The sequence below is a fragment of the Enterococcus sp. MMGLQ5-1 genome (genome assembly GCF_013155265.1).
Lineage (GTDB): Bacteria > Bacillota > Bacilli > Lactobacillales > Streptococcaceae > MMGLQ5-1.
In genome coordinates this window covers 21,169-47,281 of the sequence record NZ_JABJXU010000002.1, presented here as the reverse complement: position 1 = coordinate 47,281, position 26,113 = coordinate 21,169, and the positions used below count along the sequence as shown (strand labels likewise).

Annotated in this window: 22 protein-coding genes; 5 read left to right on the top strand and 17 right to left on the bottom strand. The window is 37.2% G+C overall.

The window, feature by feature from the left end:
• Nucleotides 1-460 precede the first annotated feature (460 nt).
• The 3 genes from HOY35_RS03195 to HOY35_RS03185 all read right to left on the bottom strand — a co-directional run bounded on the left by HOY35_RS03195 (nt 461) and on the right by HOY35_RS03185 (nt 5,955).
• Nucleotides 461-670, bottom strand: a complete 210-nt coding sequence (locus tag HOY35_RS03195; RefSeq protein WP_172210911.1) for a YdbC family protein — start codon at nt 668-670, stop codon at nt 461-463.
• 52 nt (nt 671-722) lie between these two features.
• Nucleotides 723-1,412: a YoaK family protein gene (locus HOY35_RS03190; RefSeq protein ID WP_172210913.1), complete on the bottom strand. Its 690-nt coding sequence runs from the start codon at nt 1,410-1,412 to the stop codon at nt 723-725.
• 280 nt (nt 1,413-1,692) lie between these two features.
• Nucleotides 1,693-5,955 (bottom strand): 2-hydroxyacyl-CoA dehydratase, encoded by a 4,263-nt coding sequence (locus tag HOY35_RS03185; RefSeq protein ID WP_172210914.1) that lies wholly within the window; start codon nt 5,953-5,955, stop codon nt 1,693-1,695.
• A 201-nt stretch (nt 5,956-6,156) separates the two neighbouring features.
• Between HOY35_RS03185 and HOY35_RS03180 the strand changes: the two genes are divergently transcribed.
• A complete protein-coding gene (locus tag HOY35_RS03180) occupies nt 6,157-6,762 on the top strand; it encodes a TetR/AcrR family transcriptional regulator (protein WP_172210916.1) in 606 nt (201 codons plus the stop codon).
• Between the two features lie 63 nt (nt 6,763-6,825).
• Here HOY35_RS03180 and HOY35_RS03175 read toward each other — a convergent pair whose 3' ends face one another.
• Genes HOY35_RS03175 through HOY35_RS03165 form a run of 3 tightly spaced genes read right to left on the bottom strand, consistent with a single transcriptional unit; the run spans nt 6,826 to nt 9,712 of the window.
• A complete protein-coding gene (locus HOY35_RS03175) occupies nt 6,826-7,854 on the bottom strand; it encodes an ABC transporter substrate-binding protein (RefSeq protein ID WP_172210918.1) in 1,029 nt (342 codons plus the stop codon).
• Between the two features lie 29 nt (nt 7,855-7,883).
• Nucleotides 7,884-8,645 carry an ABC transporter ATP-binding protein gene (locus tag HOY35_RS03170; protein ID WP_172210920.1) on the bottom strand — a complete coding sequence of 254 codons (762 nt, stop codon included), beginning with the start codon at nt 8,643-8,645 and terminating at the stop codon, nt 7,884-7,886.
• Nucleotides 8,642-9,712, bottom strand: coding sequence for an iron ABC transporter permease (locus HOY35_RS03165; RefSeq protein WP_213173241.1), 1,071 nt, complete (start codon nt 9,710-9,712; stop codon nt 8,642-8,644). Before HOY35_RS03165 ends, HOY35_RS03170 begins: the two co-directional genes overlap by 4 nt.
• A 192-nt stretch (nt 9,713-9,904) precedes the next feature.
• On the opposite strand from HOY35_RS03165, the gene HOY35_RS03160 reads away from it, so the two are divergent.
• The 3 genes from HOY35_RS03160 (at nt 9,905) to HOY35_RS03150 (ending at nt 13,138) form a co-directional block, all read left to right on the top strand.
• Entirely contained in the window at nt 9,905-11,323 is a 1,419-nt protein-coding gene (locus tag HOY35_RS03160; RefSeq protein WP_172210922.1) for a TrkH family potassium uptake protein, read from the top strand.
• Nucleotides 11,324-11,441: 118 nt separating this feature from the next.
• On the top strand, nt 11,442-11,708 hold the full coding sequence (locus HOY35_RS03155) for an ACT domain-containing protein (RefSeq protein WP_172210924.1): 267 nt from the start codon (nt 11,442-11,444) through the stop codon (nt 11,706-11,708).
• An 86-nt stretch (nt 11,709-11,794) separates the two neighbouring features.
• The gene (locus tag HOY35_RS03150; protein ID WP_172210925.1) at nt 11,795-13,138 is read left to right on the top strand and encodes a PFL family protein; all 1,344 of its coding nucleotides are present in this window, start codon (nt 11,795-11,797) and stop codon (nt 13,136-13,138) included.
• Between the two features lie 360 nt (nt 13,139-13,498).
• On the opposite strand, the gene HOY35_RS03145 is transcribed toward HOY35_RS03150, so the two are convergent.
• The 8 genes from HOY35_RS03145 to HOY35_RS03110 all read right to left on the bottom strand — a co-directional run bounded on the left by HOY35_RS03145 (nt 13,499) and on the right by HOY35_RS03110 (nt 21,954).
• Nucleotides 13,499-13,750 (bottom strand): DUF896 family protein, encoded by a 252-nt coding sequence (locus tag HOY35_RS03145; RefSeq protein ID WP_172210927.1) that lies wholly within the window; start codon nt 13,748-13,750, stop codon nt 13,499-13,501.
• A gap of 42 nt (nt 13,751-13,792) precedes the next feature.
• The gene (glyS, locus tag HOY35_RS03140; RefSeq protein ID WP_172210929.1) at nt 13,793-15,826 is read right to left on the bottom strand and encodes a glycine--tRNA ligase subunit beta; all 2,034 of its coding nucleotides are present in this window, start codon (nt 15,824-15,826) and stop codon (nt 13,793-13,795) included.
• A 1-nt stretch (nt 15,827) separates the two neighbouring features.
• Nucleotides 15,828-16,745, bottom strand: a complete 918-nt coding sequence (gene glyQ / locus HOY35_RS03135; RefSeq protein WP_172210931.1) for a glycine--tRNA ligase subunit alpha — start codon at nt 16,743-16,745, stop codon at nt 15,828-15,830.
• A gap of 680 nt (nt 16,746-17,425) precedes the next feature.
• Nucleotides 17,426-18,208 (bottom strand): ABC transporter ATP-binding protein, encoded by a 783-nt coding sequence (locus tag HOY35_RS03130; protein WP_172210933.1) that lies wholly within the window; start codon nt 18,206-18,208, stop codon nt 17,426-17,428.
• 2 nt (nt 18,209-18,210) lie between these two features.
• Nucleotides 18,211-18,966, bottom strand: coding sequence for an alpha/beta hydrolase (locus HOY35_RS03125; RefSeq protein ID WP_172210935.1), 756 nt, complete (start codon nt 18,964-18,966; stop codon nt 18,211-18,213).
• Between the two features lie 4 nt (nt 18,967-18,970).
• Complete coding sequence (locus tag HOY35_RS03120) at nt 18,971-19,993, bottom strand: iron ABC transporter permease (RefSeq protein WP_172210937.1); 1,023 nt, start codon at nt 19,991-19,993, stop codon at nt 18,971-18,973.
• Nucleotides 19,993-20,979, bottom strand: coding sequence for an iron ABC transporter permease (locus HOY35_RS03115; protein ID WP_172210939.1), 987 nt, complete (start codon nt 20,977-20,979; stop codon nt 19,993-19,995). Before HOY35_RS03115 ends, HOY35_RS03120 begins: the two co-directional genes overlap by 1 nt.
• Nucleotides 20,980-20,994: 15 nt before the next feature.
• Entirely contained in the window at nt 20,995-21,954 is a 960-nt protein-coding gene (locus HOY35_RS03110; protein WP_172210941.1) for an iron-siderophore ABC transporter substrate-binding protein, read from the bottom strand.
• A 190-nt stretch (nt 21,955-22,144) separates the two neighbouring features.
• Here HOY35_RS03110 and HOY35_RS03105 point away from each other — a divergent pair, with 190 nt between their 5' ends.
• Nucleotides 22,145-22,441, top strand: coding sequence for a DUF2316 family protein (locus HOY35_RS03105; protein ID WP_172210943.1), 297 nt, complete (start codon nt 22,145-22,147; stop codon nt 22,439-22,441).
• A gap of 161 nt (nt 22,442-22,602) precedes the next feature.
• Here the strand turns inward: HOY35_RS03105 and HOY35_RS03100 are convergent, their stop codons facing one another.
• The 3 genes from HOY35_RS03100 to aguA are packed head-to-tail and all read right to left on the bottom strand — an operon-like array spanning nt 22,603 to nt 26,107.
• Entirely contained in the window at nt 22,603-24,087 is a 1,485-nt protein-coding gene (locus HOY35_RS03100; protein WP_249641470.1) for an aldehyde dehydrogenase family protein, read from the bottom strand.
• 30 nt (nt 24,088-24,117) lie between these two features.
• Nucleotides 24,118-24,969: an N-carbamoylputrescine amidase gene (aguB, locus tag HOY35_RS03095; RefSeq protein WP_172210945.1), complete on the bottom strand. Its 852-nt coding sequence runs from the start codon at nt 24,967-24,969 to the stop codon at nt 24,118-24,120.
• A 37-nt stretch (nt 24,970-25,006) separates the two neighbouring features.
• Nucleotides 25,007-26,107 (bottom strand): agmatine deiminase, encoded by a 1,101-nt coding sequence (aguA, locus tag HOY35_RS03090; RefSeq protein ID WP_172210946.1) that lies wholly within the window; start codon nt 26,105-26,107, stop codon nt 25,007-25,009.
• Nucleotides 26,108-26,113: the final 6 nt, after the last annotated feature.

Here is a 26,113-nt window from a genome sequence, read left to right as displayed (position 1 = left end):
TTTTAGGCAACCCGGCTTCAATGACCTGCGTTTAGGAAATTAGAGAAAAAGTGCGCACAAGCAAATCCAGCTTCAATGCCTAGAAAGTTTCACATAAGTACACTCTGCGCTCGGGCAAAGTCTGCCTGAGTAAATAAACGCAGAGTTAGTTTATGTTTCAACTTTCTGAGCAAGGCATTTCAGCATTTTAGATAAGCTTGTTTACGCCTTTTTCCTAAATTTCTACAACGCTAAACGGTCATTTCAGCTTTTTAGACAATATTCGGCAATTTGTCTATTTCCCATGGCATTTAAGCTGTCGCTTCAGCGACTTACGGAAAAGCTTATGACAACGTGCCTTAGCAGATTTTTTGCTTAGGCGTTGACTAGTCGCTGTCGCATTGTCCCCACGTAAATTATGAACAATTCAAAAAGGGTTAGGACTTTTTGTCCCAACCCCTTTTATTTATATTAAGTGTTTTTATTTTAAGATTGATTGTAATTCAGAAAATTCTTCTGAGCTTAGAGTAATCCCCTTACCCATTTTTGAATGATCAGGGCTCCAGCTCCGAATATCATATTTCGGCTCTGCGCCATTCCAGCTAACCATGTTTAATTCTTTACGCCAACCCTTTGCATTTTCAGATAAAACACCTAACTCTTGTGTAATTTCAAATTTTAGATCTGCCATCATGTGCTCCTTTAACTATCTCTATTAATTATTACATCATTTTTGATAAAAATTAAATTTCAAAGCTCTTTTTTTGTTCAAAATGCTCCAAAATTAACAGGATTAAGATTAGAACTAACGGTAAGCAGACAATGATTAGCGCATATTCAAAGAGATAATCTGTTGAATAGGCGGCTGTAATTGCCCCAAACACAAAAAATAAAATTGCTAAAAAGGAATTTCTAGCTTTTTCTAATGTTTTGCTATCATTATCTAACAAACCAGTTGTTAAAAAAATTCCTAAATTTTTAACATTTCCTGTACTCATAATTGTACCATAGCTCATACCACGTAATCTTTTGAAACTCTCTGCTTGAATTGCTGCTAAAAAAGCAATCATCACGATAAGCAGCTCATGATTTAAACGAATTGAAAGAAAAGTAAGAATTACAAATCCGCTTAACTCAACTATACTTGCTGTTATATGCCATCTAAGATTTCGTTGTTGAGTATACCGCTTTACAAAAATACAGGTCATACTACCACAGAAAAAAGAGAGCACTGGAAATACATAAAGTATTGCTTTTTGATAATTACCCTCAATTAGATTAAGTGAAAAATAAATTAAATTACCAGATTGCATGCTTGCAAAACGACCGCCAAGCATTTTAAATGAATAAGCATCTAAAAAGCCACCAATAAAGGTTAGCGAAAGCGCAATCCTCAAGCCCTCATAAATTCGATATTCCTTTAAATTTGTCATTAGTCACACCATTTCTAACTTAATGTATCTATTATATCAATTAGTTTGCGAATTGTAATTGTAAATTCATGATTTTTCTGAAAATTTCAATAACTAGCTTGAGAAAATTCGGAAAGACTTAATAAGCATAGCATTGATACGGAATTAGTATAAAACAGCAGTAGACCTATGATAATGGGATTGTTTCTGGGAAACAATCCGAGAATTACATTAAGACGGCTACGTTTCAATGAAAATGACAAAAAGAAGGTGCTAGTAACACCTTCTCTTAAATATATGACTAACGAGAGATCATATTTTCTTTTTTAATTTCTTTCTTCGCAGTCGCCATCATCAAACGAATACGATTAAGCTGATTGACAACTGAAACCCCAGGATCATAATCAATTGGGGCAATATTTGCTTTAGGGTATTGACGGCGTAATTCCTTAATCATGCCTTTACCAACAATATGATTTGGCAAGCAGCCAAATGGCTGCAAGCAAACAATATTATTCACTTTATTTTCAAGTAATTCAATCATTTCACCAGTTAAGAACCAGCCTTCACCAGTATGATTACCAATTGAAATGACATTTGATGCCTCATTAGCAATATCGTAGATTGAATTAATACCATCAAAGCGTTCTGAATTAACTAAAGCCTTATGCATTGGCTTCTCAACAAATTCAATGAAATCAATCATTAATTTTGAAAGCTTACCAGATTTACTGCTCATATTAAGCTCTTCGGACTTCCAAATTTGATTATAGAGCGAGTAATTCATGAAGCCAATCAAATCTGGAACGACAGCCTCTGCACCCTCAGACTCAATAATTCCCACAATATCATTATTTGCTGTTGGCGCGTACTTAACTAAAATTTCACCAACAACACCAACACGTGGCTTACGTTCATCAGAAATTGGTGTGGTATCAAATGACTTGATAATCCGTTTCATATAATAGTTAAATTGCGTAAACGAACCATTCCTAACATTTTTCCTAGCCTTTTCTACCCAATAATCATAAAGCGCATTAACCTGTCCCTTTTCAAGCTCATACGGACGGGTGCGATAAATCACACGCTCAAATAAATCACCATACATGGCCGCTAGAAACATTCTTTTAGCAAAGGGAATCGTTATTTTAAACCCTGGTGTATCCTCAACACCCTTATTTCCCATTGAAACTGAAACAACTGGCACCTGTTCAAAACCGGCATCTTTTAATGCTTTACGAAGTAAAGGAATATAGTTTGTCGCCCGACAGCCACCACCGGTTTGCGACATCATGACTGATGTGTTATTTAAATCATAATCACCGGATTCGAGTGCCTTGATGAGCTGACCAATCGAAATTATCGCAGGATAGCAGGAATCGTTATTAACATATTTCAAACCAACATCAACCGCTTGGCGATCCATTGCTGGTAATGTTACCACATGATAACCGCTAGATTTAAAGGCTTCCTCGACTAATCCTTCTTGGTGGATTGGTGATAGCATTGGCATTAATAAAGTATGCTTCTTACGCATTTCCTTAGTAAAGGTAACGGGTTTATTTTGTTCAGCTAACTCAAAATGCTTCGGAATTTCAATTTTACGCTTATCACGCTCATTAACTGCTGCCTTCAAACTTCTCAAGCGAATTCTGATTGCACCTAAATTACTACCTTCGTCAATCTTCAATACAGTGTATAGCTTATGATAGCCGCGCATAATCTCTTCAACCTGATCAGTAGTCACCGCATCCAGCCCACAGCCAAAGGAGTTTAACTGAACTAACTCAAGATTTTTATTTTTGGCAACGAATTTTGCAGCCGCATAAAGCCGTGAATGATAGACCCATTGATTCACTACACGAAGGCCGCTCACTTCCTCGATATCACTGACCATATCTTCAGTTAACACATGGAAGCCTTCCTGCGTTATGACATTGGCAATACCATGATTAATTTCAGGATCGAGATGATAAGGACGTCCAGCAAGTACAATCGCTTTTTCATTATTTAGGCTAACCTTCATTAGCAAATCATCTGCTTTTTCGCGCAAATCAACCTTAAAGGCCTTCATTTCTTGAAAACCGTGACTAACTGCTGGGCGAACCATCGCCTCAGTAATCCCATCTGCAGCAAATGCCTTCGTCAATGCCAAGACAACAGACTCTTCATCAGCTAAATTAACAAAAGGATGTAAATAGCCAACCTCACCATCACGAATTGCATCAATGTTTTTTTCAATCACCTCGGGATAGCTTTGGACGATTGGACAATTGAAATGATTTTCCGCAGCTTTTTGCTCCTGCTGTTCAAAAATAACACTCGGATAAAATATTTTATCCACTTTTTTCTCAATTAAGCTCTCAATATGCCCATGAGCCATTTTTGCTGGATAACAAACAGTATCACTAGAGATTGTTTCCATGCCCTTTTCGTAAAGCTTTTTATCGCTACGAGGACTAATGACAACTCGAAAACCGAGATCAGTTAGAATGGTATGCCACAAAGGGTAGTTTTCATACATATTCAAAACACGAGGTATACCAATCGTACCATGCGCTGCTTTTTTCTTTGAAAGTGATTTATAGCTAAATAAACGTTTATATTTATAATCAACTAAATTAACTTTTTTCTTTTTAATTTCAATCTTGATTTGCATCGCCTTTTCAGCACCGCGTTCACAACGATTACCTGTCACAAATTTTCGACCATCATTAAAAACAGTCAAGGTAAGCGAACACTGATTCTCACAAAGTCCGCAATTGACAAATTCCTTAGTGGTTGTAAATTCAGCTAGCTCCTCTGACGAAAGCAGCGTTGTTTCTGGATGCTCTTCTGCCCGCTCTTGAGCAATTAAAGCACAGCCATAAGCACCCATTAAGCCTGCAATCGATGGTCTGACTACTTCTCTGCCAGAAACCTTTTCAAATGCTCTTAAAACTGCCTCATTGTAAAATGTACCACCTTGTACAACAACCTTTTCACCCAAATCTTCAGGCTTTTTAATTTTAATTACTTTATAAAGGGCATTTTTTATTACTGAGTATGACAAGCCTGCTGAAATATCCGCGACCGTCGCGCCTTCTTTTTGAACCTGTTTAACCTTTGAATTCATAAAAACAGTACATTTAGAGCCTAAATCGACCGGATGCTTGGAAAGTAATGCTACCTTGGCAAATTCTTTCACATCATATTGCATGGACTTGGCAAAGGTTTCAATGAATGAGCCACAGCCTGATGAACAGGCTTCATTTAATTGGATTGATGATAAGGCTTGATCAGTAATCGTCATCGCCTTCATATCCTGACCGCCAATATCTAAAATAAAATCAACGCCCGGCTGAAAGAAATTAGCAGCCTTATAATGAGCCATTGTCTCAACTTCACCAAAATCAACCTTCAAAGCATTTTTAATCAAATGCTCGCCATATCCTGTCACACAGCTTTGGGCAATATAAACATCAGCCGGTAACTTTTCATATAATGTTTGAATTACTTCAATGACGTTTTCCAAGGGCTGACCATTATTATTACCATAATAATCAAATAAAATAGCACCCTCATCATCTGTTAAAACGACCTTCGTTGTTGTTGAACCAGCATCAATCCCTAAATAGGCAGCACCATGATGTGCGCTTAGTGCTTTAAAGTTAGCCTGAGCTTGATTATGACGTGCCCGAAATTCAGCTAATTCAGCCTCATCATTAAATAATACCTCTAAAGTATTTTGCGGTACTAAGCTTTCCGAATGGTCTGTTTCTAAACGTTCAATAATTGTTGAAAGCTTTAAGGCAATTTGTTCTTCTTCTAAAGCTGCGCCCATTGCAACAAATAGCTGCGAATTATCAGGAAATACAATATTTTCTGGGGCAATATTTAAGGTTTCGACAAACCGACGGCGTAATTCGCTCATAAAGAAAAGCGGGCCACCTAAAAATGCAATATTACCTTGTATTTTACGCCCGGCAGCTAAACCAGCTATTGTCTGATTGACTACTGCTTGAAATATACTTGCCGCAATGTCTTCACGACGCGCACCTTCGTTAATCAAAGGCTGGACATCCGTTTTTGCGAAAACACCACAACGTGAAGCGATTGGATAAATCGTTTGATAATTTTTTGCAAGCTCATTAACACCATTAGCATCCGTCTTTAAAAGCTGGGCCATCTGATCAATAAAGGCACCAGTACCTCCTGCACAGGTTCCATTCATCCTCTGCTCCAGGGCACCATCAAAAAAGGTAATCTTGGCATCCTCGCCACCAAGCTCAATCACCACATCCGTCTGAGGAATAAGCTTTTCAACAGCCATTGTCGCAGCAATAACCTCTTGAACAAAGGGGATATCTGTTACCTCAGAAAGCCCAATACCACCAGAGCCTGTAATCGCTATTGAAGCCTCCACATCACCAATTAAAGTCCGCGCTTCTTTTATTACCTTGATTGCCGCCGTTTTAATATCAGAAAAATGACGCTCATATTTTGAAAAAATAAGCTTATCACTTGGATCAAATACCACAAGCTTAACTGTTGTAGAACCGACATCAATTCCTGCTCTATACATAATTACTCCTAAATTTTTACCTGCTCTGCTTTTAACATTATGTTTTTACTTTTTAAACAACACAATGTTTGATAAAATACTATATATCTATATTGAAGTGATTTAAGAAAAATAGCAACCATCAATATTTGCTAAAAAGTTTTTTAAACAACGAATAAATAATTTTTGTTGTTTAAAAATCAAAAAAAAGGGGGATTAATAATGGATTTAAGAATTAAACGGACGAATAAATTGATTAATGAAGCATTTATAAAGTTAATCGCTGAAAAAGGGTTTGATAAGGTTACAATTCAAGATATTGCTGAAGAAGCGATGATTAATCGAGCAACTTTTTATGCACATTACAAGGATAAGCAGGATCTTTTTGATCAAATTCTAGACGAATTTATGAAGCGTTTTTCTTTTCTATTGAAATCTTCTGAAATTGTTCAAGCAGATAACGTTGAAGTCAAGCATATTAAAAAGCTGCTCACTCGATTTTATGATAATCTAAAAAAAAATCCTGCAGTGGCAAAAGCTTTAATATCTAGTAGTAATAAAGAAATAATTACTGAAAAATTTGTCAAAATGCTAAATGAACAGTATGATGATATTTTCAAAACAGTTGAAGTAAAAAATAATGGTGCTAATGTGCCCATTGACTTTGTTATTGCTTATCTAACAAGTATTTTTGTCGGCACACTTGTTTGGTGGGTCCAAAATCAAGATCAAATTGAGCCACAGCGCTTAGCCGAGCTAGTCATCAAATTGGTAAGCAATGGTCATTTAACCGTTCTTGGCATTAATGTAATTCATGAAAAAAATTAATTTATCTAAAAAAAGCAGACATTTATTATCATGTCCGCTTTTTTAGCTATCTCTATTAAGGATTTATTCCTCAACTAAATCTGGATAAATTGCTTTGGCCAGTTGCTCTACACCATCCAATGACTGATAGCTATAGCCAAATAAATAATTATAATCCATAATATAAATTGCTTTATTTTTCACTGCTTTCAGGCTCGAAACCTTGGAGCTACTAAGTAGACCCTCTACCATTTTTTGAGCGCCATCCGTTTCATCCCATGTTGGAATAATTAAAATATCGGGGTCTGCTTCAATTAAAGCCTCAACATTTAATTCAGTTTCATCCACATCATTAAATACGTGTTTCATTTTTAACATTTTAAACAGGCTTAAGGTAAAGCTTTCGTCCTTCAAAGAATAGACAGAAATATTTTCTGGATCATTAGAATGAATATAGGCAAAGGTTTTCTGCGTTTTAATCCCACTTAATGAATCCTCAAGCTTATCCTGACGTGCTTTAATCTCTGAAGCAAAGCTTGAAGCCTTTTCCTGCACATTAAAAATTTTACCTAGATTATCTAAATCATCATAAATAGAATCAAAGGTACCACCGTTAACTGAGGTTGCCATCACATAAGTATTAATTCCCATCTCATTTAAGGAATCAACAGTACCAGTTCCCCATTCTGCATTATCGAAAAGGCCACTTCGTCCAAATACTAAGTCAGGATTAGCGCTTAAGGTTACTTCCTGTGAGATGTATGAATCACCAAGATTTTTTAACTTAGAAAATTGATCAGCAACCGATTCATCAGCCTCACCAAAGACACCACCGACACCACTAATTGAATCCTGTAAGCCTAAATGTAATAACAGCTCTGCCATTGGACGAACATTAGCAACTACACTTTTTGGAGCACTATCAAAGGTTTGGTCCTTTTTAGTCCATTTAGAACCGCTCTCTGCTCTCGTATAGTTTTCAATTGTCAGAGGATAGGTTGTTTTGCCATCTGTAGAATCTCCACCTTTATCCTCAGTTTGATTATTTGAGCTACAGCTCGCCAAAAATAAAATAGCTATCAAACTAGCCACCAAATATAGAACCTTTTTCATTATATCTCCTTATAATTATATTTTTTATTTTATAAATAGTAAGCAAAGCCTAAATGTTTCGTAATTGGATTTTCATAGACTGAGCAATGAACACCATAAATTTTTTCAATTAGCTCTGGGGTTAATACTTCCTTTGGCACACCACTTGCGATAACCTCACCATCCTTTAGAGCATAGATATAATCACAATAGGCAGCGGTCAACTCCAAGTCATGCAGCGCAACCAAAACAGTCACATTTAATTGTTTTACTAGCTCTAAAATTTCCAATTGAAAGCGGATGTCTAAATGGTTGGTCGGCTCATCCAAAATTAAACACTTAGGCTCCTGAACAATTGCCCTTGCTAAAATAATTCTTTGCTTCTCACCACCAGAAAGTGATTGATAGCTTCTCTTAGCATATTGCGTTAAATTAGTTTGCTCAAGTGCTTGCTTAACAATTTGAAAGTCCTTTGCATTGTCGTTTTCAAGCATTTTCTTGTGCGGTGTTCGACCAAGTAAGACCATTTGCTCAACTGTTAAATCAAAATTTAGGGCATTAAACTGTCCAACGACACTCATCTGCTGTGCTGCCTTTTTATTGGAAGTCTTTAGTATATCCAAATCATCAAGATATACCGATCCACTACTTGGCACAACACTTTTATAGATACTCTTTAAAAGAGTTGATTTTCCGGAGCCGTTTGCACCAATTAAACCAACAATTTTTTTTGCTGGTACCTCTAATGAAATTCCCTTAACAATTTCTTGCTTTGCAATTGCAACGCTAATTTTTTCAACGCTTAATTTCATTCATTACCTCCAAAATTGTAACCCTTGCGGACAATGATATAGATAAAGAGTGGTGCGCCAATTAAAGAAGTAATGATTCCAATTGGTAATTCAATATTTTTAATAATCACTCTAGAAATCAAGTCTGCCCAAATCATAAATAAAGCACCAAAAATTGCTGTAATTGGTAAATTACGTTTAAAGTTAGAGCCAAAAAGACCTCTGACAATGTGTGGCACAATTAGACCAACAAAACCAATCATGCCTGAATTAGCAACTATTACCCCCGTTACAAGTGAGGTTAATCCCATATAAATACGTCTATATTTACCAAGTGGTACCCCTAGTGTACTGGCTGCTTCGTCACCCAAAAGCATAACATTTAAAATACGTGATTGCGTCATAAAAAAAATAACAATAAGCGACACGACAACCACAACAAGTGGTAGCTTTGACCAGCTTGAAGAAGCGAGACTCCCCATTAGCCAAAAAGTCAAGGTTTTGATACCTTCGACATTATTGGCACCGACAGAAACAATCAAATTTGAAACGGAGCCAAATAGGGCACTGATTACTGACCCTGATAAAACAAGCTTGACGCTTGTCATTCTGCCACCAATGCTTGATAGAAGTAATACAGTAAAGGTTGCTGCCATTGCGCCTAAAAAAGCGCCAATACCAACACCAAATTGTGACAGCAGTCCCGATGAACCAAAGCCAATAATAATCGCAAAGGTTGCACCAAGCGATGAGCCAGATGAAATACCTAAAATATACGGATCAGCTAGCGGATTCTGGACAACAGCCTGCATCACAGCACCACTTGTGGCCAAGCCCATCCCAACCAATGCAGCTAAAAGCACGCGTGGAAAACGAATAAACCAAATAATATTGGTTGCCTGCGGCGGTATCTTATCAATTTGACCAATATTACCGTTAGATAGCTTATAGAGCACAATCTGCAAAACATCCTCTAATGAGATCGAGGCCTGACCATTACTAACCGAAATCCCAATTGAAAATGTGATTAATATAATAAAAATAAAAGACCAGAATAATGTAAAACGAAATGTTTGATCCTTTAGCACAACAGAAATTACCTCCCAGATAAATTAGAATTTTAATAATCTCTAATTTTAAGTCACCCTATAATTGATAATGATTATCATTATCGCCTACTAAATTTATCAATAATAAATATTAAAGTCAATATCAAATAATAAAATTATATAAACTAAATAATCTATCTGACGAATGTCGCAAAAAATGATATGCTATCCATGAGGTGTAATATGACTATTTCAACAAAATTTTTTCGCTTGTTCCAAAAAAGCTATCGCAAATTTATTGCTAGTAAATTTAGTTCAATTCAAATTATTGTCACTTACTATGTCATCCTAACTTTGATTGCCTTGCTCCTTTTTTCATTACCAATCTTTAGACAGCCAAACTCAGATGTGCCCTTAATTGATTTAATTTTTATGGCTATATCTACTGTCAGCGTTACTGGTTTATCAACCTTTGACATTCATACTGTTTTTAATCAATACGGTGTCATCTTATTAGAAGTTTTATTTCAAGTCGGCGGCTTTGGCATTATGATGATTTCAACCTTCTTTTTTATTATATCTAAAAGAAAAATTACACTCCGCCAAAGACAGTTGATTATGACTGATATGAATCAACCACGACTATCTGGTGTGGTTCGTTTAATCAAGCGAACACTAATTATTTTAATCTCGCTACAAATCTTTTTTGGTCTTGCCTTTGGGACTTACTTTTATTTAAATAATGACTTTGCGACGATACGTGAAAGTCTATTTTGGGGTATTTTCCAATCCGTATCCGCCGTCACAAACTCTGGATTTGATGTCACTGGTGAGTCCCTGCTGCCATTTGCCCAGCATAATAGCTTTTTATTATGGATTATGCTGCTGATGTTCATTGGCAGCATTGGCTTTCCAGTGCTCTTAGAAACAACCGATTTTGTCTCCTATCAGTTTCAAAAAAAACGATTGCCATATCGCTTCAGTCTTTTTACCAAGATTGCAGTCACCAGTTTTTTAGTTCTGTTTATCGTTGGCGGAATTGTAATTTATAATTTTGAAAATAACCATCTTTACCAATTCATGGGTACGCCCGAAAAGGTACTGAATGCCTTTTTCTATTCAATGAGCACACGAAATGCGGGGCTCCAAATTAATCACCTCAGTGATTTTCAACCAAATACCTTGTTATTTATGAGTGTCTTAATGTTTATCGGCGCCAGTCCTAGCTCAGTTGGTGGTGGGATTAGAACAACGACTGTTGCCATTGTCTTTCTCTATTTAATTGCCTTTTTAAAGGGCGAAACAAATGTTAATCTGTTTGGGAGACGAATTGATCAAAGTGACATTCAAAAATCAGTCGTCGTGCTAAATTTATCGCTGATTTTTTGCTTTGCTGCTGTTTTAATTCTAATGGCAACTCAGCCTAGCTTAAGTATGATTTCAATCGTCGTTGAGGTTGCAAGTGCCTTTGGAACCACAGGACTTTCATTAGGGATTACCGACCAGTTAGACACTATCGGCAAAATCACCATTGCGTTATTGATGTTTATCGGTCGTGTCGGTACACTCTACATTTTAATGCTCTTTGTACCTAAGCAAACTCGTGACCTAGGCTATGAGTATCCAAGTGAAAAAATTATTATTGGCTAATCCTTAATAATTAAACCCGAATAATTCATCTAAATTTTCAAATAATAGCTGATGTTTAGCTACAATCTGCTATTTTTAAGGTATAATGGGTTAGAAAAAATTAGAAAGTGGTGTTTAAGTGAAAGCAATCGTAACTGTTATTGGTAAGGATAAGGTCGGTATTATTGCCGGTGTCTCAGCAAAATTAGCTGAATTAGAAATTAATATTATTGATGTAACTCAAACAATTTTAAACGACTACTTCACCATGATGATGATGGTCGAAGCCAAAGAGGGCATTAGTGTCAAAGAGGCTAGCGTTGCACTTAAAGAGCTCGGAGAAAAGCTCGGTGTTTCAATCCATATTCAGAACGAAGAAATTTTCAATGCAATGCATAAATTATAATCTAGTAGGATTATCAATACATTAATAAATTATGTGCTTTGAAATTATGTGTTACTAACTAACAAATTACTATGGGGTGAGATTCTTTGGAAACAACGCAAATACTAGAAACAATTAAGATGATTGAGGAAGAAAACCTCGACATTCGAACGATTACAATGGGGATTTCGCTTTTAGATTGTATTGATTCAAATATTGATCTTGCCTGCGAGAAAATCTACCAAAAAATTACAACCAAGGCTAAAAATTTAGTGGCTGTTGGCAAGGCAATTGAAGACGAATTTGGAATTCCAATTATCAATAAGCGTGTTTCCGTTACGCCTATCTCAATTATCGGTGCTGCTACTGATGAAAAAGACTACGTTAAATTCGCGCTAGCACTAGATCGCGCGGCCAAAAAAATTGGTGTAAACTTTATTGGTGGCTTCACTGCGCTTGCTCAAAAGGGCTATCAAAAAGGGGATAAAATCTTAATTGATTCCATTCCACAAGCACTTGCGCAAACTGATTTTGTCTGTTCTTCAGTTAATGTTGGCTCAACTAAGACAGGTATCAATATGGACGCTGTTCGTGACATGGGCATTGTGATTAAAAAAGCAGCTGATCTAGATGACATGAGCTGTGCAAAATTAGTCGTTTTTGCCAATGCCGTTGAGGATAATCCCTTCATGGCTGGTGCTTTTCATGGTGTTGGTGAGGCTGATGTCGTGATTAACGTAGGCGTATCTGGTCCCGGCGTAGTCAAACGAGCCTTAGAAAAGGTTCGCGGCAAAAGCTTTGATATCGTTGCTGAAACAGTTAAGCAAACTGCCTTTAAAATTACACGGATGGGTCAATTCGTCGGCGAGCAAGCTAGCAAACGCTTAGGTGTTGAATTCGGTATTGTTGATTTATCACTAGCACCAACCCCAGCAGTTGGTGACTCAGTTGCTCGTATTCTTGAGGAAATGGGCTTAGAGCAGGTGGGTACCCATGGTACAACAGCCGCTTTAGCGCTATTAAATGACGCTGTCAAAAAAGGTGGTGTGATGGCCTGTAACCATGTTGGCGGTTTATCAGGTGCATTTATTCCAGTTTCTGAGGATGAAGGTATGATTGCTGCTGTCAATGATGGCTCACTAAATCTTGAAAAACTAGAAGCAATGACTGCCATCTGCTCAGTTGGACTAGATATGATAGCCATTCCAGGTGATACAAATGCTGCTACCATTTCTGCCATGATTGCAGACGAGGCTGCAATCGGTGTCATTAATCAAAAAACAACTGCCGTTCGGATTATTCCAACTAAGGATTCAAAGGTCGGCGATCAAATTGAATTTGGTGGACTGCTAGGTACAGCACCAGTGATGAAGGTTAATTCCAAAAAATCAGATTTATTTATAGCGCGAGGCGGTCATATCCCTGCGCCAATCCATTCATTTAAAAATTAATTCGTTAAACTCAAAAAGACTTTTAAAAGCTTAAAGCTTTTAAAAGTCTTTTTTTGAAATGGGCTTTATAATAAATTGATCCGATAAATATTTCAACCCATTTTTTATTTATATTGAGCAGAAAAAAAGTCATATCGTCCTAAAACACGTGAACTTGGGATTGTTTCTGAAAAGCAAGAAGCTTAATTTAGAAGTTTTTTCTAAAACCTCAGCACTCTATGTAATTTGAGCACCACTAACTAAAGGACAGTATCCTCCTGGCATCCATATTAATCAGTTTAGTCAAATCAGTCCGATTTAACATTGAACCTTTAAGTTTAAACATTCAAAAAAGAGCTGATTTTCATCAGCTCTAAAATATTATTTATCACTTGGTTTCCTGCCGTGAATTCCTTTTTGGCGTTGAATCTCTTTTAGCTTTTCAGGTGTAACATCCTTTCCAGCCTCATCAACCACTTTAATACCTTCAATGTGCTGACGCAGATTAGCTTTTAATGATTTGACATACTCTGTTCTCAAGGCCTTCTGCTCCACCTTTTCAGCTTCTGTTAGCCCCTCTTGCTTCGCTTTAGCAGCAAGCTCATTAATCCGTGCCACTTTTTTGTCGTCCATTATTTACCTCCTTTATGGATCACTCTTCTGCTAAATAGCCAATTATTTAACACTAATTTTACTAAAATCAGCAACTTTTAAAATTAGCTTTTTAACCAATGATAAGGTTGCTAAGCGATTCGCTTTAACTTGATTATCCTCAACCATAACCATTGTTGAATCAAAATATAGTTCAATTACTGGTGATAATTCAAATAGTCGAGCAAGCAATGCTTTCAAGTCTAGGTTTTCTGAAGCAATTTGAACAGCTTTTTCATATAAGTCTGATTCAAATTCATTTTCAAATAATTCAGGTTTGACAGAGCTATCGACTGTTTCTTTAACTAAATTTAAAACACGACTTAAATTTTCAACATAGAGCTTATAATCTGGTGCTGATTGAGTTGCTTGAATAGCTTCAATCACCGTTTTAAGTGCTTCGATTGACTTATGTTCAGATGCCAAGACTGCAGTAATTAATTGACGTGGATACCCCTCATCCAATAATTGACGCTCAATTCTAGCTCTGATAAATTCTGCAACCGATTGCTGATTTTGATAGCCTTCAATTGCCTGATAAATTTCAACAGTAAGCTGATTCAAATCAATTTGCCAACCGAATGCCTCAATAATCCGAACCACACCAGCAGTAGCCCGTCTCAGTGCATAGGGATCATTAGAGCCGCTTGGAATCAAATCAGCAGTAAAGAAGGATAACAAGGTTTCTAACTTATCACTAATTGCTAAGACTGCGCCCTCTATTGATTGAGGTAAATCACTATCCGCCCCGTCAGGTAAATAATGTTCGCGAATTGCTTGGGCGACTTCTGGTTTTTCACCCTGTAATAAGGCATATTTTTCGCCCATAATGCCTTGCAATTCATCAAATTCACCAACCATATTGGTAACTAAATCAAATTTATAGATTTCACTTGCACGCTGAATATTAGCAGCTACTGCCTCTGAAAGCCCTAAACGTTGACTAATTATGCTGGCAATCTTTCCAGCCTTGACCATATGCTCATAGGTTGAGCCGATTTTTTCATGAAAAGTTACAATTTTTAATTTTTCGACTAAATCGGCAATTTTTAACTTCTGATCCTCATGCCAGAAAAATTCAGCGTCTTCTAAGCGGGCAACTAATACTTTTTCGTTACCACGAATGACATTATCTATCGCCGTATCATTGCCATTGCGTACAGAAACAAAATGTGGTGCTAATTCACCAGATAGCTGTCTCACCTCGAAAAACCGCTGATGACCGCGCATTGAGGTTACTAGAACCTCTTCTGGTAGCGCCAAATATTTCGGATTGAAGCTACCTAGAAAAGCCGTTGGATATTCCACCAAATTATTAACCTCTTCTAGTAAGGATAAATCAGTTTCAATCACTAAATCATTAGCCTTGGCAAGCTTAGCAATTTGCGATTGAATTAATACCTTGCGCTCTTTTTCATCAGCCAATACAAAAACACTTTTTAAATCTTCCAGATAGCTATCTGCTGATTGAATACGCACCTCTTGTCCTAAGAAACGGTGACCTCGACTAATGCGATTTGCTTTGATATTAAAAATTTGTAATGGCAGTATTTCATTGTCTAATAGTGCTACTACCGTATGAATTGGACGAATATAGCTAAAATCAAAATTTGCCCAGTGCATTGATACTGGGAAGGTTAAACGTTCTGCAACCTCTGCTATTTTAGGTAATATTTGTGCGGCTGGTTTACCTTCCTCTGATTTTTCAACATAAAGATAGTCTATGCCTTTTAATGTTTTGAAAATTAAATCTGATTCTGAAGCGCCCTGACTACGCATAAATCCTAAGGCTGCCTTGCTCCAATTTCCAGCGTCATCCTGTGCAATTTTTTTGGCAGGACCTTTAACTAGCTTGGAAACAGCGGTTTGCTTATCAGCTAAATGATTAACTTTAATCGCAAGTCGTCTTGGTGTTGAAAAAGTTTCGATTGAGTCATAGGATAAACGGACATCATCTAAGAATTTCGCCGTCTTTTCAGCAAGCTGTTCAACACTACTTGTTACCAAATAAGCCGGCATTTCCTCTAAACCAATCTCTAATAAAAAAATCTGACTCATCCTATTCGCCCTCCGCTTTTAATAATTCTTGTCGTGTCATCTCATCCAATAATGGATAGCCAAGCTTTTTACGTTCCGCTACAAATTGCTTCGCAACCGTTTTAGCTAAATTTCTGATACGAGCAATATAACCAGCACGCTCAGTAACCGAAACCGCACCGCGTGCATCAAGCAGATTAAAAACATGAGAGCATTTCAAGACATAATCATAGGCTGGGTGCACCAATCCTTCAGAAATCGCCCGCTTGCTTTCAGTTTCAAATTCCTCAAATAACGTTAATAATAAATCCTGATTACTAATTTCAAAGCTATATTTTGAATGCTCGAATTCCGGTTGCTTAAAGATTTCACCATATTTAACACCTTCAACCCATTCAATGTCATAAACATTGTCAACATCTTGAATATAGCTAGCGAGACGCTCTAGGCCATAGGTTACTTCTGAGGTCACAGGTTGAGTCGGTAAGCCACCGACCTGCTGAAAGTAAGTAAATTGAGTAATCTCCATGCCATCCAGCCATACCTCCCAGCCAAGTCCTGCTGAGCCTGTTGAAGGATTTTCCCAGTTGTCCTCAACAAAACGAATGTCGTGTGCCAAGGGATCAATGCCTAATAATGACAAGCTTTCCAAATATAGCTCTTGAATATTATCCGGACTAGGCTTCATTACTACTTGAAATTGGTGATGCTGATACAATCGATTTGGATTTTCGCCATAACGACCATCCGCTGGGCGCCGAGAGGGCTCGACATAAGCGGCATTCCAAGGCTCAGGTCCAATTGCACGTAAAAAAGTATACGGACTCATTGTACCCGCACCCTTTTCAACATCATATGCTTGCATGAGCATACAGCCCTGCTTTGACCAAAATTTTTGTAAAGTTAAAATAATATCCTGAAAAGTTAACGCTTGACCCATAATTGCCTCCTATTATCCTTTAAATTTGATTTACATTTGAAATAATATCCGAATGTTACTTTCACTTATTTCTGAAAACTACCACGAAATTATCAGAAAATTGTTATTCACGTTGGTATTTAGTCTAGCTCTAACAGCCTGACTACCTCCTATTCTTCTATGCTAATAAATAGAGAATACTTATAATTCTGATGAACGAAGCTCCTTCCGTTGATGCCACTAATCCAGCTCAAGAACTACAAAGTTTGTACGGTACTAATCGGTCATTAGGGCTTTTTAGAGGAAACACTGTGAGCGTGACCGCTCAAGTGTGCCATGCTGGACGGCTTACTATTTTAAAACATTATTGGTAAGCCTATGCGCTAAAGCATAATCCATCATGGCAATGGCAAAAAGGCCCTGCACACAAAAAAATGTGTGCAGGGACGATTTCTCGCGGTTCCACCCTACTTCTGACAATCTGTCAGCAGCTTACTTACTTGCTAAAAAGTGCCTGATTTTCATAGATAATACCCGGCTCACACTATCCCAAGTTCGCTAAAAACAGAGCTATAAAAATACCCATTCTTCTAAAAGCAATATCTGTTTAATATCATACGCATTTGTATGACAGATGTCAAACTAAATCATTCTATGCATTCTAAGTCCTATTATCATCTCATCAGTTGTATTAAAAGAATTCACTCAAACCTTAAACAGATTGGACTGCCATCAACAGGATCAACCCCTAGATAAGCATTTATATTGAACAGATCTTTCAATACCAGCTCTGTCATAACTTCCCTAGCTGTACCTTGATAACAAATGGCACCATTTTTCATTCCAATCATCCAATCTGAAAAGCGTGCTGCTAAATTCAAATCATGTAAAACCATGATAACTGTTAGGTCCTTCTCTTTATTTAGACGTTTAAGCAGGTTCAATATTTCTAATTGATGACCCAAATCTAAATATGTAGTTGGTTCATCTAATAAAATAATAGGTGTTTTTTGTGCTAGCGCCATCGCAATCCATACACGTTGCTTTTGACCACCGGATAAATATTGAACATTTTCATCCGCTAGTGCTAATAAGCCAGTTTCTCTTAATACTTCATCAATAATCTGTTCATCCTGATTCGTTTTCTTTTGTAAAATACCTTGGTAAGGATATCTGCCAATCGAAACAACGTCATGGACTGTCACATCCTCTGGTGAGGTGGCGCCTTGTGGCAAGAAGGCCAGCTGCTGTGCAATCTCCTTGGTAGAAAGCTCTGCTAAATTTCGTTGATTTAAAAATATTTCCCCAGAATCATGTGCCAAAATTCGACCTAATCCCTTTAATAAGGTCGATTTTCCACAGCCATTTGGTCCAATAATAACAGTTATTTTCTTTTCAATAAAAGCAATATCTAAATTTTCAATAATTGACTTTTGCTGATAGCTAAGCTTTAAGCCACTAGCTGATAGTACTTTCTTTGCCATTATTATTTCCTTTCATTTGAACTAAACCAGCGCAAATACCGACTAATCGTCGTAAAAACGACAGACATGTGATTTTCATCTTCTGCCAAATAAAATGACACTTTTTCAGCAAATTGATTAGCCTGAAACCAAGAAGCTGCCCTTTTTGCGAGTGGCACCATATCACCTTCCCTTGAACCAACACTAATCATCACCCGTCGATTTCTTAGTATATTACCATTAATCTGGTTTAGCTTCTCAAAATATGCCTCTTGATCCCACCAAAGTGACGGACTGACCGCTAAATAATCTGTTAAAAAAGACATTTCTTTTCTCAATAGGCATTCCAAAACACATAAGCCGCCTAATGAATGACCATAAAAGCCTACTTTTCGTGAGTCAATTGAAAATTCATCCGAAATCAACTGATGAATTAGCTTTACGACCTTAAGAAAGAGCTCAATACCACCACCAGCAGGCAGCTGACTACGAATATCTTGAGGATCAGCTACCTTTTTTTGGGCTGGCGTATAATCAATAAAACGACGATCACGACTAAATGGGGATTGATCACGATAACAGATACCAACAATAATCATTGGCTGAACGCCGGTTTTTGGAGAATTTCGCGTTTGCAGCTTAACGGCTTCAGCGATAGTTTGCGTAAAGGCATCGCCATCCAAAACATATAAGACTGGCAGTTTTTTATCAGCTTTAATGGACTCTGGATAATATATATCTAAATAATAATTATCAACTTTTTTATTAATTAATTTCATTATCTTAATCTGCTCGCTTTCGTTTCTTGTTTTGATTGAAAAATACTAAAATTAAATATGGAATACCTAATAATCCCATCATAGCATTTAAAGGTAATTCATTTGGTGCAAAAGCATTTTTGACAAAGGTATCACAAAAAATAACAAGACTCATACCGTTAATAAAAATAAATGGCAGCAACCATTTAGATTGGCGTTTGACCAATTTCATAGTTAGATGTGGTACTAATAAGCCGACAAACGTGACATTACCTGCAACAACTACACTCGCACAAATTAAGATGGACGCTACAAAGATAAAAGCAATGCGCCAGCGACCACTTGAAAAACCAATGTTTTGCAGCTGCTCATCAGAATATCTTAACAATTCTAATTGCTTACTAAATATAAATACCAAGGGCAAAGTGACCAGAATCCATGGTAATAGCTGCCCAACCAGCTGCCAGTTCGCTTGACTAATAGAACCCTCCAACCAGTTATTCACCCTTGAGTAGTCATCCGCATTAATTTTTAAAGAAAAATAGGTCGTCAGGGCAGCAAAGCCCGTACTAATCCCAATACCATTCAAAATAAATCTTGGCATGCTGACCCCAAAACGATTCAGCGACAAAAAGAAATTAAGCATTAACGCTATTATTGCACCAATTAAACCGAATAATACTAAAGAGATACTTTGGGCTGACGTCGCATCAGAAAAATAGCTACCAACTAAAAAATAATAAAAAACACTACCAAAGGCCGCACCTGAATTAACACCTAACAAACCCGAATCTGCAATTGGATTTCGAGTCATCGCCTGTAAAATATACCCTGCAACCGATAAAGCACCACCAACCGATGCTGCCAAAATTAATCTAGGTATTCTAAATTCCCAAATTATTAATTTTGCTTGCTCACTACCAGTATTATAAAATAACAAATCAAATAATTCCTTCTCGGAAATATCGTAGCTGCCAGAAGTTAACGAAAAATAAATCGCTAATAATAGGATTAGGAGCACTAGCAGCTTAGAAAAAAATTTAGACATTATTGACTCCCTGCTCCTCTCCTTATTAAAAATAAAAAGATTGGTACACCCATTAAGGCAATCACGACACCAACAGGTGTTTCAAAAGGATAATTAACATACCTTGATAAATAATCACTGATCAGAACAATTAAAGCACCAACCAATGGCACAAAGAAGACAGCTTTGGAATAACGCTTACCAATTACTAATTTAACCATATGTGGCACAATCAAGCCCACAAATGCAATACGACCAACGATTGCGACACTGACTCCTGTTAGGATAACAACAATTAGGCTAAAAAAACGATACCAGCGTTTTCGATTCATTCCTAATGCAACTGTAAGTGCCTCACCATAAGCATAAACATCCATCTGTCTTCTGAAAATCAATACTAATAAAATTAGGATTAAAAGTATCGGTAAAAAATAAATAACATCTGAAAGAGAAACTCGATAAAGCCTGCTATTGTACCAAGCGCTAACTGATTGGGCTATATTAAAATAGCTCACTAAAAAAGTTGTAATACTATTAAGCAGCATACTAATCACGATACCAATTAGTGGAAATGAAAGCTTAGATTGATTGATAAAGGCAAGACGGTAAAATGCAGTGATAAGCAGATAAGCAAAAAAAGAACCCAAAACTGAAAAAATCATGCGCTCAATCATGGTGGACTGAGGCATGAAAATCATACTGACAACAATAACTAGGGCTGAACCATCACTAACACCCATTAATGATGGATCTGCCAAATCATTTTGGTACTGTAACTGCATGATAAAGCCACTTAAAGAAAGCGCAGCACCAACTAAAATTGCAACCAAAACGCGCGCAACTCGAGACAAAATGATCACGTGCTCCTGGTTTGACATATCATAATTAAATATTGCAGTTTTTAATATAGAGAATGCATTATTCATTTCAAAGGTCAAGGCAAGAAAACTAAACAAAGCAATTAGTACGCAAATTATTAGTATCCATATAAACGACCTAGTTTTCATTGCTTAATTTCCTCTCTAATCAATCACATCATCCTTTATTGCTTTAAGCATTACTTCCTTACTTAAATAAGTACCACCCTGATAACCACCGTCTACAATATTATAATAAACTTTATTATTGGCAACTGCAGGTACACTTTTCCAAATTGGATTTGCCTTCAAATCATCTAAAGCAGTTGTAAAGCCTTCATTTTCTGAATCAATAAATTGGACTAAAATAATATCAGCATCTATTTTTGCTACCTGCTCTGTTGAAATTGTTGTTTGTGAAGTTATGCTTGATACTTCAGTTGGTATAGCAAAGCCTAAATCATTATAAAGCATTGGGTTATAATAAAAGTCGGGACCATAAATACACAGCTCGCCCTCTCTAATCCTGATCATTAGGATTTTCTGATCAGAAATACTACTGTTTGCTTCTTTAAAAGTCGATAAATCATCATTATAATCTGAAACTAACTTCTCCGCTTCAGCTGATTTGCCTGATAGCGTGCCTAATAATTTCAAATTGTCAGCCCAATCAGCCGATTTATGAGAAACATTAATGGTCGGTGCAATTTTATTTAGATTATTGGTCACCTCATCATCAAATTTCGTACTGCCTAAAATCACATCTGGCGATAATGCAGTTACAGACTCTACATCCGGTCCAAATTTATCGCCAACGTTTGTTACCTTATCCCCTAGCTTATCTTTTAAATAGCTTGGCATTTCACCAGAAATTGTTACCGCACCAATTGGCTGCACATCAAGTGCCGCAGCATCCTCCATTGCTTCAAAGCTTGCAGTTACAATTTTGTCTGTTGGATATTTAACAGTATATTCAGTTCCTAAATATTTAACTGTCCCTTCTTTAGCTACCGCGCTTGACTCACTCGTACTAGTATCCGTCTTAGAAGCACTGTCATTTTGACTACAACCGGCTATAAACAATGAAAGCACCATAGTACTCACCACAAATAATTTTTTCTTCAAAATAAACCTCCAATAATATAGTTGCGACTGATAATCATTATCATTTGTCTTTTTGATTTTAGCATTAAATCGATTACTTGACAACCTGAACTGTAGGAAGCTTAATTAAATAAAATCATTAATATTTGCATAAACATAGAAAATGGGCTACGATTATAGTGCATTTTCAAACGATGAAGGAGTTTTAAATATGTCTCTAACCACACAACAGAAAATAGATACTATTAAGGAATTTAACGCTAATTTTGAATTATTAGACATTTCAAAATCGGAGATTGCCGTTGCCTTAAATACAAACTCAGAAACGATAGAAGAAATCCTCAATTTAGCGGTTAAGTCAATCGAAGCGCCATGGATTCTAAAGAATTATCTCGAAAAGCAGCTAAATAATAAGGGAATAAAATCAATTCCATTTAGTGCTTTGAAGGGTGATTACCATGATTATTGGTTTTTAGACAGCCAGAAAATCGAATTAGGAAGTCTTTAAAATCAGATAAATCAATAATACAATTTATAATTCAAAAAAGTAGCAATTAATATTGTGCCGTGCTATGCCAAACAAGAAAGCTAGCTTTGGGCTCTCACAATAAATAAATGCTACTTTTATATTAGTTTTTTTAGAGCGTGGATACGGCTTCTATTTATAGCTTATTTTTCATACCAGCCAACTGGACCTGGTTTAAGATTAATATTAATCTGCTTAACCTCCTGATATTCTGCTAAACCATGAACTCCTAATTCTCGACCAATGCCACTCATCTTATAGCCACCCCAGGGTGCTTCATTAAATGTTGGATTATAAGCATTAATCCAAGTAATCCCTGCTCGAATTTCTTTAATTACGCGTAAGGCACGAGCGCCATCATTTGTAAATACGGCACCAGCTAAGCCATAAATTGTATCATTGGCTAGGCTTATGGCCTCTGATTCGGTCTCAAAGGTTTGAATGGTTACAACTGGTCCAAATATTTCTTCCTTAACAATTGTCATCTCGGAGGTACAATCATCAAAAATTGTTGGCTCAATAAAGAAGCCTTTCTGGTAGTCACCAGTCGTGAGCTGCTTACCACCACAAACTAATTTTGCACCCTCTGCTTTTCCCTTTTTAATATATGACAAAACAGTTTTCAAATGTTTTTTAGAAACTAATGGTCCCATATCTGGATTATCTAAGCCGTTACCAATCTTAATCGCATTCGCACGTTCAGCTAAACGCTTGACAAATTTATCCTTGAGTGATTTTTCAATAATGATTCTTGAGCCTGCTGAACAAACCTCACCTTGATTGAAAAAAATACCAATCATTGCCCATTCGACTGCACCTTCCAAATCAGCATCGGCAAAAATGACATTTGGCGACTTACCGCCTAGCTCTAGTCCAATTTTTTTAACATTACTTGCTGCAGCACGCATAATACCCTGTCCCACCTCTGTGCTTCCAGTAAACGTAACCATATCTACATCAGCACTTTCGGCAAGTTCTTGACCAACACGACTGCCTGAACCAAGCACTAAGTTAACCGTGCCCCTCGGCAAGCCGACTTCGTCAAATATTTCAAATAATGCAATCGTTGATAATGGAGTTTCAGTACTCGGTTTAAAGACAATGCTATTCCCTGCCGCAAGTGCTGGTGCTAGCTTCCAAGTCGCCATGAGTAGCGGATAATTCCATGGTGTGATTTGACCACAAACACCAACCGGCTCATGAATCGTATAGCTGTGCATCTTACCAAAACCATCATTCACATCATATACGCCACCGTGAGGTGCTTTGATTAAGCCAGCATAGTATTGAAAACAATGATAAGCGTCATCAATATCCCCCTCTGCTTCTCGTAGTGGCTTACCATTATCAATCGTATCTAAATATGCTAGCTCGGCCCTTTTCTCATCAATTTTTGCAGCGATTTTCAACAGTATTTCTGAGCGATCCTGACTACTCATATCCCGCCACTCTCGCGTTTGATAAAAGGCAGTTTTAGCCGCATTAATGGCCGAAATAGCGTCAGAGCGCGTACTACTTGTTACCTCTGTAATTACCTCACCATTCGCTGGATTTATCACAGGAATGGTTTCACCACTGGCTGATTCTAGCCACTCACCATCAATATAATTACGTTTAATTGCCATCATTCACTCTCCTTTTCTTACATACAAAGATCATTACATTTCTAAAATTTTATGATAATGCTCAGGTCGACGATCGCGAAAAACACCCCAATTTCGCCGATCTGCTGCTGCAGTTTCTAAATCTATTTCAGTAACAAGAGTCATCTCTGAAAAACGATCTGCCTGCTTGATAATTTCGCCAAATTGATTCGTAATAAAAGAAGAGCCATAAAATGTCATACTTGTTTCATCCGTTTCCGTGCCAATCCGATTAGAAACAATAATCGGAACCAAATTGCTAGCTGAATGTCCTTGAATGCAACGCTGCCAATGCCCCTGACTATCTCTTCCTAGTAAGGGCTCGGAGCCAATCGCTGTTGGATAAAAAATTAATTCAGCACCCATTAATGCCATACAGCGTGCACTTTCAGGAAACCATTGATCCCAACAAATGCCGACCCCAATGTTCGCATAGCGTGTTTCCCAAACCTTAAAGCCAGTATCGCCCGGTGCAAAATAAAACTTTTCCTCATAGGAATGTCCATCTGGAATATGTGTTTTACGATAAGTGTCCAAAACTTGACCGTCGGCATCTATGACAACCAGCGAATTAAAGCAAGTATTATTGTCTCTTTCAAAAAAGCTAATCGGCAATACTACCTCTAAAGACTTGGCTAGTTCAGAGAAATGGCGAATCGCTTGATTTTCTGAACTCGGCTTAGCCAAATCAAAATATTGATAGTCTTCACGTTGGCAAAAATAGGGTGTTTCAAATAATTCTTGCAGTAAAATAATTTGTGCACCCTCCGCCTTGGCTTTACGAATTAATTTATCAGCTTTCTGAATATTCTCAGAAATATTCCAAGAACAGCTCATTTGTACCGCGCTTACTGTAACCTTTCTCAAGGTAAGCCTCCCTTCTGTCATTTTAAAAATCGACCACTCACATTGGAACTTGCTGCGTAATGCAATGGATATTACCACCACCCAAGAGAATTTCTCTGCTCGGCACCTGAATAATTTGATATTCAGGTAATAAAGCTTCAAACTGCTTTAATACGATTTTATCTAATTCAATGCCAAAGGCTGGTAAGATAAGGGCATCATTACAAAAGTAAAAATTGATATAGGAGCCACCCAAATAATCACCTATCCGCCTTGGTATCGTTCCTTTAATTATATCAATTCCGTCAATATCTGCTTTTTCAACATATAAATCAGTTGGAATTGGCACCTTATGGACAACTAATTTTCTACCTTTTGCATCAGACAATTGTGTTAATAATTGATAATCAGCCATTGAATATTGATACTGCATGGTTTCACTATCCTCAGGAAATCCTAATACGAGCTCCCCTGGACGAATAAATGCACAGATATTATCAACATGCGCATTGGTCTCATCCTGATAAATACCATGTGGTAACCAAATTACCTGCTCAACATTTAGATAAAGCCTTAAATATTCTTCAATTTCAGCTTTACTCAATTCTGGATTTCGACCAGCACTTAATAGGCAAGTCTCTGTCACAATTGCTGTTCCCTCGCCATCCACATGAATTGATCCGCCTTCAAGTACGAAATGCTCTAAAGCGTAGCTGTGACAGCGTTCCAATTGAGCCATCTTACCTGCAATTTGATTATCTTGATCCCAAGGAAAGTATAGGCCATCAACCAAGCCACCCCACGCATTAAATTGCCAATCAACTGCTCTAAGCTCAGACTTTGAATCCTTTAAAAAAGTAGCACCAGAATCCCTAGCCCAAGCATCATTACTAGACATTTCTACTACAATAACACGCGCATCGAGCTGCGCTCTAGCGTTCATATATTGCTTAGCGCTCACTAGCATGACTACTTCCTCAAAGTTGGCAATCGCCTCTGCTACCTCAACAAAGCACTTTTGTGCAGGCTTGGCACCTAAGCGCCAATTGTCCGTTCGCTCAGGCCAAATCATATAGGTTCGGCGATGTGGACTAAACTCTGCTGGCATATAATAACCATCAGCCTTTGGTGTGGTTAGCTTAACCTTATTTTCAGTCATAAAAAC

Excerpts from the sequence above, each read along its gene's own strand:
- HOY35_RS03195 (WP_172210911.1), bottom strand. The coding sequence starts at position 670 with ATGGCAGATCTAAAATTTGAAATTACACAAGAGTTAGGTGTTTTATCT.
- HOY35_RS03190 (WP_172210913.1), bottom strand. The coding sequence starts at position 1,412 with ATGACAAATTTAAAGGAATATCGAATTTATGAGGGCTTGAGGATTGCG.
- HOY35_RS03185 (WP_172210914.1), bottom strand. The coding sequence starts at position 5,955 with ATGTATAGAGCAGGAATTGATGTCGGTTCTACAACAGTTAAGCTTGTG.
- HOY35_RS03180 (WP_172210916.1), top strand. The coding sequence starts at position 6,157 with ATGGATTTAAGAATTAAACGGACGAATAAATTGATTAATGAAGCATTT.
- HOY35_RS03175 (WP_172210918.1), bottom strand. The coding sequence starts at position 7,854 with ATGAAAAAGGTTCTATATTTGGTGGCTAGTTTGATAGCTATTTTATTT.
- HOY35_RS03170 (WP_172210920.1), bottom strand. The coding sequence starts at position 8,645 with ATGAAATTAAGCGTTGAAAAAATTAGCGTTGCAATTGCAAAGCAAGAA.
- HOY35_RS03160 (WP_172210922.1), top strand. The coding sequence starts at position 9,905 with ATGAGGTGTAATATGACTATTTCAACAAAATTTTTTCGCTTGTTCCAA.
- HOY35_RS03145 (WP_172210927.1), bottom strand. The coding sequence starts at position 13,750 with ATGGACGACAAAAAAGTGGCACGGATTAATGAGCTTGCTGCTAAAGCG.
- glyS (WP_172210929.1), bottom strand. The coding sequence starts at position 15,826 with ATGAGTCAGATTTTTTTATTAGAGATTGGTTTAGAGGAAATGCCGGCT.
- glyQ (WP_172210931.1), bottom strand. The coding sequence starts at position 16,745 with ATGGGTCAAGCGTTAACTTTTCAGGATATTATTTTAACTTTACAAAAA.
- HOY35_RS03130 (WP_172210933.1), bottom strand. The coding sequence starts at position 18,208 with ATGGCAAAGAAAGTACTATCAGCTAGTGGCTTAAAGCTTAGCTATCAG.
- HOY35_RS03125 (WP_172210935.1), bottom strand. The coding sequence starts at position 18,966 with ATGAAATTAATTAATAAAAAAGTTGATAATTATTATTTAGATATATAT.
- HOY35_RS03120 (WP_172210937.1), bottom strand. The coding sequence starts at position 19,993 with ATGTCTAAATTTTTTTCTAAGCTGCTAGTGCTCCTAATCCTATTATTA.
- HOY35_RS03115 (WP_172210939.1), bottom strand. The coding sequence starts at position 20,979 with ATGAAAACTAGGTCGTTTATATGGATACTAATAATTTGCGTACTAATT.
- HOY35_RS03105 (WP_172210943.1), top strand. The coding sequence starts at position 22,145 with ATGTCTCTAACCACACAACAGAAAATAGATACTATTAAGGAATTTAAC.
- HOY35_RS03100 (WP_249641470.1), bottom strand. The coding sequence starts at position 24,087 with ATGATGGCAATTAAACGTAATTATATTGATGGTGAGTGGCTAGAATCA.
- aguA (WP_172210946.1), bottom strand. The coding sequence starts at position 26,107 with ATGACTGAAAATAAGGTTAAGCTAACCACACCAAAGGCTGATGGTTAT.